12 protein-coding genes are annotated in these 19,984 nt (G+C 41.1%); 8 read left to right on the plus strand and 4 right to left on the minus strand.

Annotated elements, in window-relative coordinates:
- Positions 1–3 precede the first annotated feature (3 nt).
- The 3 genes from H5232_RS00710 to H5232_RS00720 all read right to left on the minus strand — a co-directional run bounded on the left by H5232_RS00710 (position 4) and on the right by H5232_RS00720 (position 2,584).
- A complete protein-coding gene (locus H5232_RS00710; RefSeq protein WP_145235307.1) occupies positions 4–573 on the minus strand; it encodes a sigma-70 family RNA polymerase sigma factor in 570 nt (189 codons plus the stop codon).
- Positions 574–641: 68 nt separating this feature from the next.
- On the minus strand, positions 642–1,667 hold the full coding sequence (locus tag H5232_RS24590; protein ID WP_182783726.1) for an AraC family transcriptional regulator: 1,026 nt from the start codon (positions 1,665–1,667) through the stop codon (positions 642–644).
- Positions 1,664–2,584, minus strand: coding sequence for a GGDEF domain-containing protein (locus tag H5232_RS00720; protein WP_182731521.1), 921 nt, complete (start codon positions 2,582–2,584; stop codon positions 1,664–1,666). The genes H5232_RS24590 and H5232_RS00720 overlap by 4 nt, the downstream gene beginning before the upstream one ends.
- Before the next feature lie 335 nt (positions 2,585–2,919).
- Here H5232_RS00720 and H5232_RS00725 point away from each other — a divergent pair, with 335 nt between their 5' ends.
- The 4 genes from H5232_RS00725 (at position 2,920) to H5232_RS00740 (ending at position 11,388) form a co-directional block, all read left to right on the plus strand.
- Positions 2,920–5,691 carry a TonB-dependent receptor gene (locus H5232_RS00725; protein ID WP_182783724.1) on the plus strand — a complete coding sequence of 924 codons (2,772 nt, stop codon included), beginning with the start codon at positions 2,920–2,922 and terminating at the stop codon, positions 5,689–5,691.
- Positions 5,692–5,739: 48 nt separating this feature from the next.
- On the plus strand, positions 5,740–7,062 hold the full coding sequence (locus H5232_RS00730; RefSeq protein ID WP_182717232.1) for a metallophosphoesterase: 1,323 nt from the start codon (positions 5,740–5,742) through the stop codon (positions 7,060–7,062).
- Between the two features lie 203 nt (positions 7,063–7,265).
- On the plus strand, positions 7,266–8,630 hold the full coding sequence (locus H5232_RS00735; protein ID WP_182739729.1) for a hypothetical protein: 1,365 nt from the start codon (positions 7,266–7,268) through the stop codon (positions 8,628–8,630).
- Positions 8,631–8,736: 106 nt separating this feature from the next.
- The gene (locus tag H5232_RS00740) at positions 8,737–11,388 is read left to right on the plus strand and encodes a DUF2339 domain-containing protein (protein ID WP_182830456.1); all 2,652 of its coding nucleotides are present in this window, start codon (positions 8,737–8,739) and stop codon (positions 11,386–11,388) included.
- 97 nt (positions 11,389–11,485) lie between these two features.
- Here the strand turns inward: H5232_RS00740 and H5232_RS00745 are convergent, their stop codons facing one another.
- Positions 11,486–14,926 (minus strand): PAS-domain containing protein, encoded by a 3,441-nt coding sequence (locus H5232_RS00745; protein ID WP_182830457.1) that lies wholly within the window; start codon positions 14,924–14,926, stop codon positions 11,486–11,488.
- Positions 14,927–15,315: 389 nt separating this feature from the next.
- Here H5232_RS00745 and H5232_RS00750 point away from each other — a divergent pair, with 389 nt between their 5' ends.
- The 4 genes from H5232_RS00750 (at position 15,316) to H5232_RS00765 (ending at position 19,931) form a co-directional block, all read left to right on the plus strand.
- Positions 15,316–15,579: a DUF4212 domain-containing protein gene (locus H5232_RS00750; protein ID WP_004586074.1), complete on the plus strand. Its 264-nt coding sequence runs from the start codon at positions 15,316–15,318 to the stop codon at positions 15,577–15,579.
- A 10-nt stretch (positions 15,580–15,589) separates the two neighbouring features.
- Entirely contained in the window at positions 15,590–17,314 is a 1,725-nt protein-coding gene (locus H5232_RS00755) for a sodium:solute symporter family protein (protein ID WP_149982128.1), read from the plus strand.
- 119 nt (positions 17,315–17,433) lie between these two features.
- The gene (locus H5232_RS00760; RefSeq protein ID WP_182830458.1) at positions 17,434–19,272 is read left to right on the plus strand and encodes a DUF294 nucleotidyltransferase-like domain-containing protein; all 1,839 of its coding nucleotides are present in this window, start codon (positions 17,434–17,436) and stop codon (positions 19,270–19,272) included.
- 35 nt (positions 19,273–19,307) lie between these two features.
- Positions 19,308–19,931, plus strand: a complete 624-nt coding sequence (locus H5232_RS00765; protein ID WP_182830459.1) for a 3'-5' exonuclease — start codon at positions 19,308–19,310, stop codon at positions 19,929–19,931.
- The last annotated feature ends 53 nt before the right edge of the window (positions 19,932–19,984 follow it).

Genomic DNA, 19,984 nt, shown 5'->3' on the forward strand with positions numbered 1-19,984 from the left:
ATCTTAATTTGTTTGAATACGCACTTTTATAAACGCTTTAGCAGCATCTAATTCGCGATAAATAGTAGCAAGTGAGACCTTGAATTGTTTAGCTAGCACTTTAGTATCTAGGCCCAAAAAGTAATGTTGAGAGAATATTTGAGCTTTTTGCGGATGATTTTTTTCTAGATGATTTAGGGCGCTATCTAATGCTAAAAAATCCTCTTGGTGTTTTAGTTGATCGTTTTGTTGCTGGATTTTTTCTGCGTTAGGAGTGCGTTTGAGAGTTTGAAACTTGCGAATTTCATCGCGTAAAATATTACGGATAAATACACTTAAATAAGTATTAAATTGTGTTTGGTGATTAATGCTTTGTTGTGGCGGGATTAATTCAATAAGTGACTGATGTAGTAGCGATCCAGTATGCGGTAAGTGCTGCAATACATAGGTTGAATCGATTTCATTACGGTAACCTTCTAAATGTACATGACAAACTTGTTTCAGGTGGTAGTAAAGCCGAGCTTTAAGTTCATCAGCACTTTGCGGGCAACCATTTTGCCAGCCATTGATTAGATCTTCTAATGATGCCTGCATCGATCTTCCTTATTTCGATATTTCAATTAATAAGGTACATTTGCGGGACTTTAATTACAAGTGTTAACTTAATGTTCGTTAATCAATTCTCTCAGCTGTGAGGGAGTCGTCCCAGTCCAGCGTTTAAATGCGCGGCGAAAGTTAGTTAAGTCGCTAAAGTTAAGTTCGCCTGCTAGGGTTTCGTTACTTTGCGCTAAAGTGGCGATATTAAACACCGCGGTTTGGCGATTGATACAATCTTGCAAGGCGCTAAAACGAGTATGATGTTGTTTTAGTTTTCGCTTAAAAGTGGCGGGGCTCATAGCGAAATGCTGGGCAACTGTTTCGAGGTTTTGTTGTGGTTGAGCGCCAATATGATTGCGCACTAATTGCAGCCAAGATGCCGCAGGTAAAGGGTGCTGCTTTATGGTTGCTAATGATTGCTGCAGCAGGCTCGGACAGCTATCTATTAAGTGTTTGTTATAAAGTTCATCACTAATACTGACCATAAATAATTGTTGTGAAAACTTGCAGTTGGCTTGTAGGTTAGTTTGATATTGCTCTATGTGTGAGGGCTGCGCATAGGGAAACGAAAAACATAAATCACTGTTATTACCTATTCGCCATTTACATGTTGCAGCGATAAAACTGGCAAATAATTCGCAGCAAAATTGTTCTACGGCTGCATTTATTGCCCCGAAGCTGAGGTTGATAATGAAGTAATGTCGGCCTTGATGGTATTTATGTTCGGCATTAAATAAGTTAAAGCCATGCAAAGGAGTGCGTGTGAGTAGTTTTTGCAGTGTGCGTAAACTTTCTGCTTGAGAAAATGCGCTATATAACGGATTGTGATTAAGTAGTTTTCGCCCTAGTAAAAAACTGAGTTGGTGTTGATTATCAAATTGACGACAGTTTTCTTGTAATCGATAAAATTGCTCAACACTGATCGAAGCCGTTCCAGCTGCAAAATCTTGATAAAATAATCGAGTTCCTTTGAGTAACTTATCAGGGTGTACCCCTCGGTGTTTGGCTAAATCAACTAATTGCGCTGCCCATGACTGTAAACCTTGATAAGGAGAGTCGATATAACTGCTGTTACTAAGGCTTGCACTCACGCAGTATGTCCATGTAAGTTTTTGTTCGTTAGTAATTTTTGATGCAATTGACTGAGTAAACCAGAGGTCGAATCACGGTGCGTTGCGGCTACTAAACTGGTGTGTACTTTTTGTTTGTAGCTCACTGCTTTGTCGCTGCTATTAAACGAAAACGCTTCTAAAGCACTGACTAACGATACGCTTAGCTGCTCTGCGACAGCGAGTTCGGTATTGGGCAACATGACAATAAAGCAATCACTGGCGTAACGGCAGACTAAATCTTGTTCACGTACATTCAAGGTGATCACTTGAGCAAACTCTTGTAACAGCTTATCGCCTTCTGCATCACCAAATTGACGATTAAACCGATCAAACTGAGCAATATCTAACATCAGTAATGAAAATCCATGCAGGCTATGGTGGAGCAAATTTAGCTCGCGGCTGATCTGGCTTTTCATATAATCGGCGCTAGCTAGTCCGCTGATAGCATCACTGAGTTGATGCTCTCGATAAAAGCGCTCGCGATTACGTAATTGTTGATTAATGGTCATTTGCTCTTGGTGCCAATGATACAAAGCCATGGTCATTAAAATCATCCCAAATGGTGCAGGAATGGATTCAATAGTACTGAGCCATGCTTGTTCATTGCTGTAATATACAAATTCATCAATAAAATCGAGGGTCATCGATAGATTCATAATCGCAAGGCCTGAGAATAATAAGTTAGTTACTCGTCCCTTTGGCCTACTTAATAGAATAAAAAAGATCCACAGCAGGGTCATGGCAGTAATACCGCCTTCGCCACCTACATCAAACCAATCGATCTGGCTATGGCCTTTATAGTGACCGTAGCTAAGTGTCAGGGTTAATACGCTGGTTAACATCACCACTAAGATAAGCAGTAATGAGCGATGTAATTTTAAAAACGATAAATTCATTGTCAGCTCAATAGGTATATTTGATAGCCAGAATAAGCAAACAGCTTAAACACCACTAGGGTCAGATTAGCTCACAGTGATGACATATTTTTTACGTTGGCAACTTTTCAAACGGATTATTGTTGATTTTTGAATTAAAAAACCATAAAAACAGGGGGTCAAATCAGCTCATTTTGCCGTATTTAACTACTTAAAATGCCCTTACAATGGCTAATTATCAAGGACGTAACGGGTACTGACATATTTCTTTCATGATTGCCCCTTAGGGTGTTGCTGCGAGCCAAGCATGGCCAAGTAAACAATCAAAATCATTAGCAGCAACCAAGAGAACAATTATGAACCCTTTTATCAAATCGAGTATTGCATTAGCGTGTTGTGGTATTTTATATGCGACCCCAGCCTTAGCGGATGGTCGTGTGCAAGGTCGCATCACTGATGCCAGCCAAAGTGTGTATTTTGGCGGCGCGAAAGTATCGGTTAAAGAGTTAAACTTAAATACGGTAAGTAACCGCGATGGTTCTTTTTCATTTAATAAGTTGCCAGCGGGTGATTACACCCTAGTGGTTGATTACATTGGTGCACCATCGGTAGAACAAAAAATTACGGTGGTTGATTCACAAGTTTTTACACAACAAATTATTATTGGTGAGCAACAAGAAGCCATCGACAATATCATTGTTTATGGCCAAAGTGCTGGCCAAGCAGGCGCAATTAACCGTCAAAAAAACGCAACTAATTTAAAATCGGTAGTCAGTGCAGACTCGATTGGCCAGTTCCCTGATCAAAACGCAGCAGAAGCATTACAGCGTTTACCGGGTATTTTTATCGCTCGCGACCAAGGTGAAGGGCGATTTGTTGGTATTCGCGGTATTGATCCAAATTTAAACAACGTTACGGTTAATGGCTTAAATGTGCCGTCGCCTGAGGCCGGTGTTCGCTCTGTGGCGATGGATGTATTGCCAAGTGAACTAATTCAAAGTTTAGAAGTAAGTAAAACTGTTACCCCAGACATGGATGCCAGTGCTATTGGTGGCTCTATCGAAGTAAAAAGCTTAAGTGCCTTTGATAAAGCAGGTGAAAGCTATAGTTTTACTGCGCAGGGCTCATATAACGAATTAGAGTCAAAAACTAGCCCGAAGCTTTCAGGTAGTTACACTAATGTTTATGAGCTTGATGGTGGTCTTGATCTAGGTGTAGCAACAGCTATTTCGTGGTTTAAGCGTGATTTTGGTTCACGTAATATGGAGACCGACGGTGGTTGGAGTGAATTTGATGTTGAAGATGCAGCAACTGGCGACAAGGTCTCATTATTTGGCGCTGAAGAAATTGAGCAACGCCAGTATCAAATTACCCGTGAGCGTTTAGGTGCAGCACTTAATTTAGATTTACACAGCGGCGCCACTGATAAATATTATTTACGCACACTATATAGTGACTTTTCTGATGATGAGTATCGCCAACGTAATGAGTATAAGTTTAGCGATGGCAAACTATTAGATAGCAACGAGAGCGGTGCAAACTTTAGTGGTGCAGAAATGGACCGCGATACCAAAGACCGTTATGAAGAACAAAGTATTCTTTCACTGGTACTTGGTGGTGAAAATCAATTAGATAATTGGTTTGTTGAATATAATGTTGGTTATTCTAAATCAGAAGAAAAAGAGCCAAACCGCTTAGATGTGACCTTTGCTGGTAAAGATATTGATATGGGCTACATTGCGCGCGTTGATACTCCATTATTAAGCCAATCGACTAATGCCCACGATTTAAGCCTGTTTGAGATGGATAAAATTGAAGCGGCCAATAACCTTAGTGAAGACGAAGAGCTTAGCTTTAAACTCGACTTCAGCCGTGATTTTGTGTGGCAAAATAATAATGGTGAATTTAAGTTTGGTTTTAAACATCAAAATCGCGAAAAGCGTAATGATGTAAAGGTTGCTATTTATGATGGCGACTTTTTAGATGCTCTTGGTAGCGACTTTGCCGCGCCTGCACCTGACTTTGATTTGGGAAGTTTTGGACCGGGCCTTGATCGCGGCGCGATTCAAGCCTTTGTGAGAAAAAATAAAGAGGCGTTTGCTTTCAATAGTAATGAGTCACAAGTTGAATCTGATGGTCAAAGTTATGTAAGTAATGAAGATATTACCGCCGCTTATGCGATGGTTAGCATGGATATTGATAAGTTACATGTTGTCGCGGGCGTGCGTTATGAAGGTACTAAGTTTGAAACGCAAGGTAACCAAGTTGACTTAGTAGTCGATAAAGTAAGTGATACAGAAACTGTTACCACCACGCCTTGGCAAGTAAATAAAGATTATGACTACTTTTTACCAAGCTTAAATTTACGCTATAACATCAGCGATAAACTAGTGACCCGTTTTGCTTACACCAATACTATCGCGCGGCCAACCTTTAGCGATTCGGCCGCTTACCAATTAATTGAAACTGAAACAGTTGAAGATGAAGGTGTAATGGTTACAGAGCGTAAAGCTGAAGTCGGTAATCCAGCTCTCGACCCTTATGAATCAATGAACTTAGACGCATCAATCGAATATTATCCTGGTTCCATTGGGGTGTTATCTGCAGGTGTTTTCTATAAAGACATCGACAACTTTATTATTCAACAAGAAGTACAAGATAACGGTGATTGGGATGGTTTTGACGAAGTAGTGCAAATGGTTAATGGCGGTAAAGCGTCATTAACGGGGATCGAGCTAAACTGGAACAAAACCTTTAAATCAGGATTTGTGCTTGGTGCAAACGGAACCTTTATTGATGCGGATGAAAAATTACCAAATCAAGCAGACACAGTGGCAAATATCATTGTGGGCTTTGAAAATCATGCTATTAGCACTCGTTTAAGCGCATCATATAAGAGTGAGAGTTTTCAGTTTGATGATGCTGATATGGCGGTTTATGAAGATAGCCACATGCAATTGGATTTCAGCAGTAAATATTACTTAAACGATAATATGAACTTGTATTTCAATGCCACCAACCTAACAGATGAGCCAATGTACTTGTATCACGGCGAAAAACGTTACAACTACCAGTACGAATCTTACGGTCGTACATTTGAGCTAGGTTTTACGTTTTCTTCTTTGTAAGGTGAACATATGAGCCTGCTTAACAGTAGGCTCATTGTTGAGGATATTATGATTAATAAAACTATTTTGTATATTGCACTAACCGCATGTTTAGCAACGGTGGGTTGCACAGCTCAAAGTAACAAACAAAGCAGTACTGACGTCGCAAGTACCAGTAAAAAAGCCTCCGACAAGATTGAGTTTTTAGCTTTTGGTGATGGTGGTTATCATGTTGACTATCCAAAAACTAAACACATAACCAACCCTAAAAACAAGCAACAGTTTATAGCCGCAGAGCTTGCTGATTGGTTAGAAGATTATCGCCCTCGCGATGAATTTGACCATGCACCAATATATATTTATCCAGGCACTGAGATTGCTACAGAGCAAGGGGGCGCTCAGGCTGTGGGGATCGCAATGGCAAAATTGTGTGAAACAAAAGCGTGCCAATTTGCTATTCAGCTCGGTGATAACGTATACCCTGATGGTGCCGATGCTAATGATGGTAAAGACGACCAAAAACGTTTACAAGACTTAGTGTATGCGCCGCTTGAGCCATTATTTAAAGCTGAGCCTAATTTAGTGGTGTATTCCGCATTAGGTAATCATGATTGGAAAAGCTCGCGCAAAGGCGTAGCGGTACAAACGCAATGGATGGCAGAGCAAGCGAACTTTCACCTAGACGAAAAAGGCTACTATAGCTACAAAATGGGTGAGCCGGGTAACGATGTAGAGTTTTTTGTACTCGATACCAATATGTTACTGGCAGGGCAAAGTTATTATGATGTGCCGCTAAACCCAGATGGCAGCGAAGCAGATGAGCAACAAGCAATACGTGATGGCCGCGCAGATCTTGAAGTACACGACCCCCATGAAGGGCCACAAAATGATGAAGACCTAGCTCAGCTTATATGGCTTGAACAAGGCATTGCAAACTCGACTGCTAAATGGAAACTGGTTTATGGGCATCATATTTTATGGTCAATTGGGGGCACTAAATATAGTGAAGGCCACGTACTGCGTAAATTACTAATGCCAACTCTTTGCAAATATGCAGATGGTTATATTGCCGGCCACGAGCATGACTTAGAGTTACTAACCGATGATTGCTCAAAGTTTGATACCGGTAATAGCGTTGGCAAATTGCCGCTGATCATTTCTGGCGCTGCGTCTAAAATGCGTGGTAAACATACCCCGTTTGCACAGTTTCAAGAACGCCAATATCCTGAATATGATTTGCTTTGGTCAAAAAGCTTTGTATGGGGGTTTAGCCACATCAGTCTGGATAATCAAGCCAATAAGCTTGATGTGAGCTTTTATACCACGCCACGAGATTTAACGGGCAGTATTATTGATGAAGGTAGTTTTAGTTTTTCTAAACGCACTCGATAAACTTATATTTTGCATAAAAGCCAGTGTAACTACGCTGGTTTTTTGTTGTTTTAATGTGTTAAATTGTGCATTTTTTTGCATGTTTGTACATTTATTTACGGTTGCGTAAATATTTGTAAGTGGAGGTAATGCTTTGTAAATCATGGAATTATTGCTTTTGTTAATGGTCAAATTCAAACTATTAACAATAAGGAATTGATTACATGCGTGGCCCGTTATTTAAAACTGCACTAACAACCTCTTTACTTGCAACCCTAACTGCGTGCTCTGGCGATGACTCAAGCTCGAGTAAAAGTGGTTATATCCAATTATACAATGGCTCTTATAATAGCCCGTACACCCGTTTATTTATCGAAGATGCTGAACGCTCAGGCACTGATTTTGGTGGCGTTACCACTCGTCATAATTACAGTGCTAATAACTATGATGTGAGCTTTAAGTACCTTGATGCAAACGACAGTTATATAACGATCAGTGAAAAAGCAGTTTCGGTAAAAGACGACATGACCCAATTATGGGTGATGAATGGCGATTTTTCAGAGCCAACATTCAGTGAGTTAAGTTTACCAACCGGCAGTGATGAAGGGGCTATTAATTTAGGCTTCTTTAATATTGCCGGAGAAAATATTAGTTTTGATGTGTATTTAGCAAATGATGATGGCTTATTTGAAACCGCTGAGTTAATTGCATCACCACGGTATTTAAACGAACTGGCACTGCAAAGCTTTGATGAAGGATATTACACACTGTATTTAACTCAAAGCGGCAGTACTGATGTGCTATTTGAGTCTGCTTCGATTTACCTAAATGATGATGCCAGTTATGTTGCGATGATCAGATCAAGTTACGCCACTGAAGAACATGGTATTACGCTAGATCTCGTTACTTCAAGCAATACCGTAACCACGCTCAAACATCAAAATGCCCAAGGGCAATTGCGTTTTATCAATACTATTGATGATTACCCGCAAACTAGCTTTAGTGCAACGCGGGGGAGCGCAAGCAGCACTTCGCAAGTAACCGCTAATGACAGCTACTCAAACTACATTGAGCTTGCTCCAAACAGTTACAGTATTGCTATGTTAGATGAACAAGGAAATGCAATTGTTGATAACTTTTTACTAACCCTTGAGCGCGAGCAAAGTAATGTTGGTGTTTTTTATAAAGATAAAGATTACGGCCCGCGAATGATGACAGTAAAAGAAACCTTAACGCCAAGTAGCTACAGTCATAAGGTGACAGTCGTTAACTTAATTGATAGTTACGCGGGGCAAAATATTACTGACGTTGATGTGGTATTTACCCTCAATGGTGAAACCGTAGATGATGCTAAAAATATTATTGATGGCATCGATCAGTATGATCAAGAAGATCAGGTTGTCGATAATGAAATTTACACCACTTATGTGCTTTATGAAGATAATGGCCAGCAAATTGTACTCATGCAACAAGGCGATATGGACTTTAGCCAAGAAGGTAACTACATATTAATTCTTGAGCATGATGAAACAACCAGCACTGGCTATAAAATGACGCTAGAGCGAACGGTTACTGATTCGGTAGAGTAATCTTACTTTAATTTCAGCCTCGTAATAGCGAGGCTGAGATTTTTGGGTATATTTTCAATACACTTTACGTTATAAGGGAATATTAAAAGCAGTCAAGGATTGAAAAATGGACGATGTTTTAGGGCTCATAGTCATTTTATCGTTAGTTGTAGTCGCAGGCTCTATTGCCGGTTTTATTGCTTTAACGCAAATAAGTACGTTAAAGCAAGATATTGCGATGTTAAAAAAACAACTGCGTGGAGTCATGGTAGACAATACCGGGCAGCATCAAGTGCCGCGAGACATTGCTGCTAATATAACTGAGCCGCAAGTAGAGCATCCGGTTACGCTAGAACGATCATCCCAAGCTGAGGCAATTTTACATCAGCAACCACCGGTAAAAAAATACGTAAACACCGCACCGACTATAATAACAACTTCTCGCCAGAAACAAGCTTCTCCCTCAGTTATTGATATATTCTTTAGTAAATTAAAAACACAGTTCCAAGAAAATTGGATGATCTGGATTGGCGGCGTCGCGCTGGCCTTTGGGGGGATATTTTTAGCAAAATACAGTCTTGATGCCGGCTTATTATCACCAAGCTTACGACTCACCTTAGGGGGCTTATTTGGTGTCGCATTAATTGCCGGTGCCGAGTATTTACATAGAAAAGGTATTGTCTTCGAAGGCTTTAATAATTACGTGCCTGCAGCACTTGCAGGTGGCGGGTTTATTAACTGCTTTGCATTAACGTTATTAGCTTATTCAAGCTATGCCATGTTAAGCCCAACCGTGGCGTTTGTGATGCTGGCAGTAATTGCACTGGCTGCAAGCTCTATGGCGCTGCGTTTAGGGCCTTTATTGGCCGTGCTTGGCATAGTTGGCGCTTACAGCGTGCCGATTTGGGTTAATACTGGCAGTTGTAACTTAATGGCGTTATTGATGTACATTGGCTTTGTTACTTTTGCTGCGGTATTAGTGGCGCAAAAAGTAAAACGTAATTGGTTGTGGTATTTACTATGGGCTGGGCATATAGGTTGGTATTGGGTGGCACTGAGTGTAATCAATACGCAGCAATATTGGATTGTTGGTGGTTTTGCACTGCTCTCTATTATTGGTTTAATTGCCATTGCACGATTAGGTTTAACTTTGCGTTTATTAGAATATCGCCCACATAGTTTACAGCGATTATTAAAATTACAGCCGGATCATCCGTTATTGCTAGCGATAGTAATTCCTTTATTGCTGACGATAATGGCAGAGGCAGTGAGCTTACAATGGCAAATTGTGATGGTGTGTTTAATCGTCATGCTGTTATTTTTAGTGCTGCAAAATAGTCGTTGGGATCTTTGGCAAGGTTTGGCGTTAGTGGTTGCGATGTTATTAGTCTTTAGACAACAACGTTATAGTGTCGATAGCAATGATCATTTGTTTGTATTTAGGGAAATGTATGGCGTAGGGTTATTACTCGCGGTTGGGCTTTGTCTATACGGGCTTTATTTTGGCGCGCGTTACTATAAACGTTTAATGTTTCATTTAGTGGCTGCGTTTAGTGTGTTTACCTTGATTGCAACGCTCTATACTATAACACCCGAGCAAGGCTTAGGCGTTGCGTATCCGCTATGGACTGTATTGTTGCTAGTTACGAGTGGTGTATTAATTAAACGCGCACAAACAGCTCACACTCAATGGCAGCAGTTTAGTTATTGGGTTGGCGCTAATGCTAATATAACTCTTTGTTTAACTATGTTATTAGCCGATAGCGGGTTAACCCTCGCACTGGCTGCTCAAGTGTTGGTTATTAGCTATCTGGTGAAACGCCATGATGTGCCTATGCCGCATTGGCCTATTAAAGTGCTGGTGGCTGTGGTGCTGGCAAGGCTAACCTTTGCACCGTGGACGGCACATTATTTTGATCTAACCATATTTTCAATGCATTGGAGCGCAATTGTGTATCCATCAGCGGTTGGGTTATTTTGGTTTGCCGCAAAACAGTGGCAACAAACAGATATGAAAATTTGGCTCGAAGGGGCTGCATTACATTGCTTAGCATTATTTATCACCACCGAGACCAGCTATCAACTAGTCGGGCATTATCCACAGCTTACTTCTTTAAGCTTTTATGAGCAGGTATTACTCAGTTGTAATTGGTTAGCACTTGGCTGCGTTTATTTGCATCGGTCACACAGCGCAGGGAAACTGGGTAAACTTTATCGCATTGCAGGGCTTGCACTTGCGGGACTCGCTGGCTTGTTGTTGATAAGTACAGCATTATATGAAAATCCACTATTTATACGCCTTTACGTTGGTGAAATGCCATTATTTAATTGGCTGTTATTAACCTGGCTCGTACCAAGTATTCTTACACTGTGGTTGGCTAAATTAGTTAAACCACTTAATGCTAAGTTTAGTAAAATAGTACTGGGTGCATCAGGCTTATTAGCAGTGTTAGCTATCAACACATTGATCCGCCAATATTGGCAAGGCGGGTTCATTTATCTTGATAAAGCGACCAGTGACGCCGAGCTATACAGCTATTCGATCATTTGGTTATTACTTGGCGCGTTGGTGGTCATTACCGGGCATTTAAAACAACAGTTGCTACTACAAAAAGTCGGCTTAGGCATTCTCGGCGCGGTTATCGTGAAGGTATTCTTAATTGATATGGCAAGCCTGACCGGCTTGCTCAAAGCTGTATCATTTATTGGTTTAGGCCTGTCGCTCGTTGGCCTAAGCTGGCTGTTTCAAAAGCTCAGGAGTAAAGCACCAGCGGGGTAATTTAACTCAAGCAGTACACCCAATAAGGTTGTTGGGTGTACTTAGTTATGTTGTTTAACGCCAATCTGTTCTAATCTTTTGCCTAGCGCCTTTCCCTTCACGTACTATGGTTTAGCAGTGCTTTTAATTTCCCTGGCTTGATTGGTTTAGACAAATAATGAATATCAGCGGCTTTAGTCGCTTGTTTTAGCTCTACGTCGCGTACTGCGGTGATTAAAATTGCCGGCACATTGGTTTGCCAAATTTCCCGCAGGGCTTTAATTAATGTAATACCATCGTGTTCATGGCCTAACTGATAATCCATTAATATCACATCCGGTGCGCTGCGTTCATTTGCGTATGCGAGTACGCCTTCAACTTGATCAAACAACTGATAATTAGCTTGCCAATTTTGTAATAAACTGGCCATGGCGTTTAGGTTTTCAGGGTCGTCATCAACGGCAACGATATTCATTGCAGAGCGCTCTTCAAACAAGCTATTGGTAACGTGTTTTTGCTGAACAAATTGGCTTTCGCCATAAGGGACTTCAATACTAAAGCAGCTACCTCTTTGCGGGGTTGAGCGCACATCTAAGCGAATCGACAGTAAATCTACCATACGCTTTACTACGCTAAGGCCAAGGCCAACGCCTTTATTGTCAGAGGCCTCTACGCGGTAGAAGTCGTTAAATATTTTTGCTTGCTCTACCTCGCTAATGCCAGGGCCGGTGTCCCACACTTCAATGCGCAGGTGATGTTTGCGTTTACGACAGGCTACTAATACTTTGCCCGTATTGGTGTATTTAACTGCATTTGATACTAAGTTCTGCACAATTCGCCGTAGATAGGTGATATCACTGTGGACAATATGCTGTCCGCTGCGCACTGTGAGCTTGAGGCCTTTTTCGCTTGTTAAAATGGCGTATTCATTGCGCAGTGGTGCGAGGATATCATCAATACTAAAATGGCGAGGGGTGGGGGTCATCGCACCTTGTTCAAGTTTGGCAATTTCTAATAGGGCTGACATTAAATGCACTGTTGAATCGAGGCTGGCACCGAGCTTTTCGAAGTTATTGATATTATTATCAGCGAGGGATTTTTCATCTATCGCAGCAAGGTATAAACGGGCGGCGTTAAGCGGTTGTAAAATATCGTGACTTGCTAAAGCTAAAAAGCGGGTTTTACTGTCATTGGCTTGCTCTGCTTCTCGTTTTGCTAAAGTGAGTGCTTGCTCTGTTTGTACACGGCTTTCTATTTGTGCTTCGAGATCTTTATTGATAGTTCGAATTTCTTGGGTACGCGCTTCAATACGATTTTCCAAATCCATATTCACTTCTTCAAGTGCATTTTGTGTGGCAATGTGAGTGGTAATATCTGAAAAGCTAGTAACAAAGCCGCCATCAGGCAGTGGGTTACCGATCATTTCGTACACTAGGCCGTTACGACGGTGACGGATAAAGTGATGCGAACTACCATTTTTTAAATGTTGCACGCGCTTTTCTACTTGGCGTTCTATTTCACCAGGGCCACATTCACCGCGCTCGGCATTGTAACGAATAATTTGCTCAATCGGTTGTCCTACTTCTAAAAATCCTGTTGGGTAATTAAACATTTCTGCGTAGCGCTTATTCCACGCAACAAGATTAAGCTCTTTATCAACAACTGAAATACCATGACTGAGATTCTCTAAAGAGGTGAACAACAGGTTTTGGTTAAACTGTAGTGCTTGCGTTGTTTCATCAAAAAAGTTAACCACTTCTTCAAATGCCATTCGCTTGCCCGATGCTACCGTGTGGATCAAAGCTTGCGCTGAAGAGGCGCCTAATACACCAGTCAAGGCGCGTTCGCAGTAAGCTATAAACTCAGGATCGGGGTGAGTGTTATTGTCTCCGAGTTGGTGAGTTAGTGAAAAATGCGTCAATACTTGTTGGCTACGCTGGACTCCTAAAAAGGTTTGTAACAGTACTTTAAAATCGTATACCGTGGCTTTTACGTTTTTGTTTAAACGTCTTGCAAGTACTGCTTGCTCCTTGGGATTAACGAATGCTGCTGCTTGAATTTTATCAATTAACCGCTCATCAGCTCCCAGTGAAAAACTAATATAACAGCCAATATTGGCAAATAAAGCGATCAGTGTGCCGCGGGTAATAAGGGTTTGTTGTAGTTCGGTGTCAAGTGTATTACCTGCATCTAAAATAGGTAACATTAAAAATAATATCCAACAAATCAATCCTGCTAATAAACCAGCATAAACACCGTAGGCATGACCTTTGCGCCAGTATAGGCCGCCCACAATGGCCGGTAATAATTGCGTTACCAAAGAAAATGCCACTAATCCCATGCTGGCAAGTGCTTTGCCGTGACCAAACCATTGCTGATAAAAATACGATAAGATCAAAATACCGGCGATGGTAAAACGCCTTACCAGTAATATTTGTGGCTTATAACTGCTGGTGATCAGGTTGCGTTTGAATTTACGTCGCAGCATCAGCGGTAATACCACATCATTTGAGATCATAGTACTTAGGGTCAAAGTGGCAACCACAATCATCGCAGTCGCCGCAGATATTCCGCCAATAAACACAAACGTGGTAAGCAATGCATTGTCATTCATTAATGGCAGTGCCAATACAAAACTATCAGGAGAGAAGCTATTGCCGATCTGTGGATGAATAGCTGCGGTGGCTATTGGTAAAATCATTGCTGCAGTCAGCAGTAAATACAGTGGAAATGCCCAACGAGCGGTAAATAGGTGACGTTTGTCTTGGTTATCAACCACAGTAACGTGAAATTGTCGTGGCAAACAGATGATTGCAGCAGCGGCCATCAGTGATTGGCCAATAAAGTTAAAGCTTAAAAAGTTAAAATTATTCCAATGTTGCCATAAAGATTCTTTTATTTGTCCTTCATTAGCAGTGGGTAAATTATACAAAGTGTACACCGCCAAAGCCGCCACTGCTACTAATGCCAGTAGTTTTATCATTGATTCAAATGCGACTGCGAGCATTAATCCTGAACGGTATTCGGTTACATCAACTTTACGGGTGCCAAAAAATATTGCGAACATTGCCATGATCAGGGTGGCAGAAAGCGCGACCATTGAACCCGATATTTTATTGTCACTTTGTAGTAGTAAGAAGCTGTTGCTCAGTGCCTTTAACTGTAAGGCGATATAAGGAATAGTTGCTAGTAGCGCAATCATAGTCACCATAATGGCGGTGGTTTGACGCTTACCATAACGGGCAGAGATAAAATCGGCTATGGTGGTGATATTTTGTTTTTTACTCACTAGTACCAGTTTGCGCAAAAATCCTTGTCCGAAAAAAAACAACAGTGCAGGACCAAGTAGAATGGGTAAATAACTCCAACTGCTGGTAGCTGCAGTACCAACAGAGCCGTAATAAGTCCACGAAGTACAGTAAATACCCAGCGAAAAGGAGTAAACAAAAGGGTGATGGCTAATTCGTTTTGCCAGCGGTGTGGTTTTATCGCCCCAGTTTGCTAGCCAAAACAATATGCCAATGTACGCTAAAGCGACAAAAATTAGTGCAGCAGTCATGTTTTTATTCAATTTTTATTATGTTATTGCACACCATACCAGAAGTTTTCACTATTTTGAGCTGTCAATTTTTGTGAGTATTCTGAAAATAAACATATTTATTTGATATATATGAGAAATTTAATGTTTTATTGATGTATTAGACTAATGTCGCAAGTGTGCAATATAACCTGGATGAATAGTTAAAATCACCGAGTGGAAAGACTTAACATTATGATAGAAAACGTTTTTTACTTTTTTGTAACAAGCGCTTCAGTACAGTTTACGTAAACGTTAACTTGTTGTTACGACTATGGTCTCAATTCAATATTGTTCAGGCATTGCTAAGTTTATAGCCGAGAATAAATCGAACACATCACTTTTTACAGATGTTAAAGAGGAAATAAAAAATGGCTTTTAAAGATGAAGAACAAGCAAAAGCTTATTGGGCGGAAAACATTTCACTGCTGTTTAAATTATTAGCAGTTTGGTTTGTCGTGTCGTTTGGCTTTGGCATATTACTGGTTGATGTACTTAATGAAGTGCGTTTCTTTGGGTTTAAACTTGGCTTCTGGTTCTCCCAGCAAGGCGCGATTTACACCTTTGTGGCTTTGATTTTTGTGTACGTTTTCAAAATGAATACGTTAGATAAAAAATACGGCGTAGACGAATAGGAGCTAAGCAATGGATGTTCAAACACTCACGTTTATAATTGTCGGGTTGAGCTTCGCGCTTTATATCGGCATTGCAATTTGGGCCCGAGCAGGCTCAACAAAAGAGTTTTATGTAGCAGGTGGTGGTGTTCCGCCTCTGGCTAATGGTATGGCAACAGCCGCTGACTGGATGAGTGCTGCGTCATTTATCTCAATGGCGGGTATCATCTCTTTTGCAGGGTATGATGGCGGCGTTTACTTAATGGGGTGGACCGGTGGTTATGTACTACTTGCTATGTGTTTAGCACCTTACTTACGTAAATTCGGCAAGTTTACTGTGCCAGACTTTATCGGCGACCGTTACTATTCACGCACCGCGCGTTTAGTGGCAATCTTATGTGCCATCTTCATTTGTTTTACGTACATTGCAGGGCAAATGCGTGGTGTAGGCGTTGTATTCTCACGTTTCTTAGAAGTTGAAATTGAAACTGGCGTTTACATTGGTATGGTTATTGTCTTCTTCTATGCGGTACTCGGTGGTATGAAGGGCATTACTTATACCCAAGTAGCACAGTACTGTGTACTGGTATTTGCTTACCTTGTTCCTGCCATCTTTATCTCTATGATGATGACGGGTCACTTCTTCCCACAAACAGGCTTTGGCGCGACATTAATTGGCAGCGATGGTGTATACGTACTTGATAAACTGGACGGTTTAAGTGCAGAACTTGGCTTTGCACAATACACTGAAGGCTCTAAGAGCATGATTGATGTGTTTGCTATTACTGGTGCCTTAATGGTTGGTACTGCCGGTCTTCCTCATGTAATCGTACGCTTTTTCACTGTACCTCGCGTTAAAGATACGCGTATTTCAGCGGCATGGACTTTAGTATTCATTGCGATAGTTTACACAACAGCACCAGCGGTTGCAGCATTTGCCCGTGTTAACATGATTGATACCATAAATGGTAAAGACGGAAGTGGTACTGAATACGCTGAAGCACCAGTATGGGTAAAAAATTGGGAAAGAACGGGCTTAATCACTTTCAATGATAAAAACGGTGATGGCAAAATGTTCTACACAGCAGGTAAAATTGATGATCCAAACAGCGCTAACGAAGTTAACGTTGACCGCGACATCATGGTACTTGCTAACCCTGAAATTGCTAACTTACCAGCATGGGTCGTGGCACTTGTGGCCGCCGGTGGTATTGCTGCGGCACTATCAACAACCGCAGGCTTATTATTAGTTATTTCGACTTCGGTATCGCATGATTTACTTAAGCGGACCTTAAAACCAGACATTAGCGATAAACAAGAGTTACTCGCAGCGAGGTTGGCTGCCATGGTTGCGATTGTTATCTCCGCTTACTTTGGTATTAATCCGCCTGGATTCGTGGCGTCGGTGGTGGCATTTGCATTCGGCTTGGCCGCAGCAAGTTTCTTCCCGGCGATCATTATGGGTATCTTCTCTAAGAAGATGAATAAAGAAGGTGCGGTTCTAGGTATGGTTACAGGTATTACCTTTACTGCGGCATATATCATCTTCTTCAAGTTCATCAGCCCAGAACTAAATAGCCCTGAGCATTGGTTCTTAGGTATTTCACCAGAAGGTATTGGTCTAGTTGGTATGCTTATTAACTTTGCAGTTGCTGCAATCGTGGTTAAGTTTACCGCTGATACACCGCTTGAAATTCAAGAAATGGTTGAAGGCATTCGTAATCCTAAAGGGTCTAGTGAAGCTCACGCTCACTAACAACGCTGATACTCTATTAATTAATATTGATAGATCCAAAAGCCCGACTTAAGTCGGGCTTTTTATTTATCGTTGATAGCAGTACAGTGATTGTACGATTGTTTTTTGCGAGTAGACAAATGAATAATGAGCAACAGGAAGTCGCCCAGTTTGTGCTAGCACAAATGCCATTTAGCGACCTTGATAGCAGCGCAACAGATTACTTTATAAAACATCTCGATGTTATTTATCTAACCCGTGAAAACCAAACGCAATGGCTGCAATCAGCCTCACCTAAGCTGTTTTTAATTCGCTCTGGTTTGTATGACTTAGTGGATGCAAAAGGCGATGTGATCACTCGTTTAGCACAAGGCGATTATTTTGGCTTTCCTTCACTGCTGACCGGCGAGGCAATTCAAAACCGTTTAGAAGTGCAAAAAGAGGGCATAGTTTATATGCTCAACCAAGATGCTTTCGACTACTTACGCCGTGAATATAAAACGTTTGAGCAGTATTTTGTTCGCGCGCATGCAAATCGGCTGCTTTCTTCACATTATAAAAGCCAAAACGATAGTTGGTCTGAACGTAAGATATCTGAACTGATGTCACGTAAAGCGGTCACTTTGTCGCCTGATGCAAGTATTCGCCAAGCAGCTAAAAAAATGAAAGAGCACGGCGTTTCGTCGATTATGGTGACAGAATTTGAACGCTTGGTTGGTGTGGTTACAGATCGCGATTTACGCAACCGGGTATTAGCCGATGAAATCGATCCCAAACAAGCGGTTAGCACTATCATGAGTGTCAAACCCAAGTTTATTTTTGAAAATAACCGTGTTTTTTCAGCGCTGCATTTAATGCTCAAACATAATATTCACCATTTACCAGTGTTGGATGAACACCATAAAGCGTTGGGCATGATCACCAGCACTGACTTATTACGTCAGCAAAAGAGCGATCCCGTTCAATTGATTGGCCGTATTTATAAAGCTCGCAGTGTCGCCGATTTAAAGCGTTATGCGGCAGAAGTACCAGAATTACTGCGTAGTTTTTCTCATAATATTGATGATATATCTTTAATAGGTAAATTACTCAGTGGCTTAACTGATGCGTTAACCTCACGACTAATATATTTATTCCAAGAAGAGTGCGGTGCCGCTCCTACTAGCTTTAGTTTTATTTGTTTTGGCTCTCAAGCGCGTGAAGAGCAAACCTTACATTCTGATCAAGATAACGGCTTATTACTACCTGATGACTTAAGCGAGCAACATCAAGATTACTATCGCCGCATGGGGGAGTTTGTTTGCGAACAGTTGGTTGAGTGCGGTATTAAACGCTGCCCAGGTAATATTATGGCAAGCAGCGAATTATGCAGAATGAGTATATCGGATTGGTGTGAGCGCTTTTTTAACTGGATCAAAAGCCCGACACCTGAAGCAATGCTCAACTGTAAAATATTTTTTGATTTACGTTTTATTGAAGGCTCAACGGCACTTTACACTGCATTTTGTGAGCAACTAACCCGAATTTCTCGCAACGAATTATTTTACGCCGCAATGGCAACGGATATTAAATCGAATTCTGTGCCGATAGGGTTATTTAATCAATTCAAGTTAGAAAAAGATGCTAAGCAACATAGATACATTGATTTGAAAAAGCGTGGTGTGGTTATCATCAATGACATTGTGCGCTTGTATGCGTTAAAAGCAGGCATACGCCGAGCAAACACCCAAGAGCGCTTAGATGCATTGCTGAAACACTCATTGTTAAGTAATCACGATGTATATAATTTGAAAGACTGCTGGCGATTTTTAACTCAATTACGTTTACGTACACAAATAAATGAAGAAGGACTACCGAGTAACTGTATTAATCCAGATAGGTTAAACTCGCTAGAGCGCCATCAATTAAAAGAAGCGTTTTATTTACTCAAGCTCGCACAACAAGCTGCGGCATTTAAGTTTGCTCGTGGAAGTTTATAAATATGTGTTTTGCTATGAATAAGGTGACAAGCTAAGTGGTTAAACGTTGGTTGAGTCGTTATTTAGCACGTAAGCGATTACTTGCTCAAAACGCACTAGTACAGCGCTATATAGTGATTGATTTAGAGTTGACTGGACTGGATCCAAAACTGCATGAAATCGTCTCGATTGCGTGGGTGTTGATAGAAAAGCAATGCATTAAATTGAGCCAAGCTCAGCACGCCATAAATAAAGAAGTGCTGCGCCTTGAGCAAAGTCCTGTTTATCATGGAATTGCCCAGCAAGATGTCGCTAATGGAAAAAGCTTAGCGGCTATTTTAGCTAAGCTAAGCGCTCATTTTTCGGATGCTATTTTGGTGTTTCATAATGCTACTTTAGATTGGGGATTTTTAAAGCAGGCATTTCAAGCACATAATATTGATGTGCAGCCTTTATTGATTATTGATACTTTTCAGATTGAAAAAAAGCGCCTGCACCAACAAGGCTATGAAATAGGCTTAGACGATTTAACTCTCAGTGCCTGCAGGGCGCGGTATGAGCTACCTCATTATGGTTGCCATCATGCACTTACCGATGCCATGGCTACCGCTGAATTACTGTTAGCACAATGCCATCAAATAAGCTGCGGTAAGAAGTTGAAATTGGCTGCGCTGGTTTAAAGTGATGCTAGCTTGAGTATTGTCGTAATTTATCGTAGCTGAATGACTGCTAT

Source organism: Pseudoalteromonas sp. SG41-5, from assembly GCF_014164495.1.
GTDB classification, from domain to species: Bacteria; Pseudomonadota; Gammaproteobacteria; order Enterobacterales; family Alteromonadaceae; genus Pseudoalteromonas; species Pseudoalteromonas rhizosphaerae.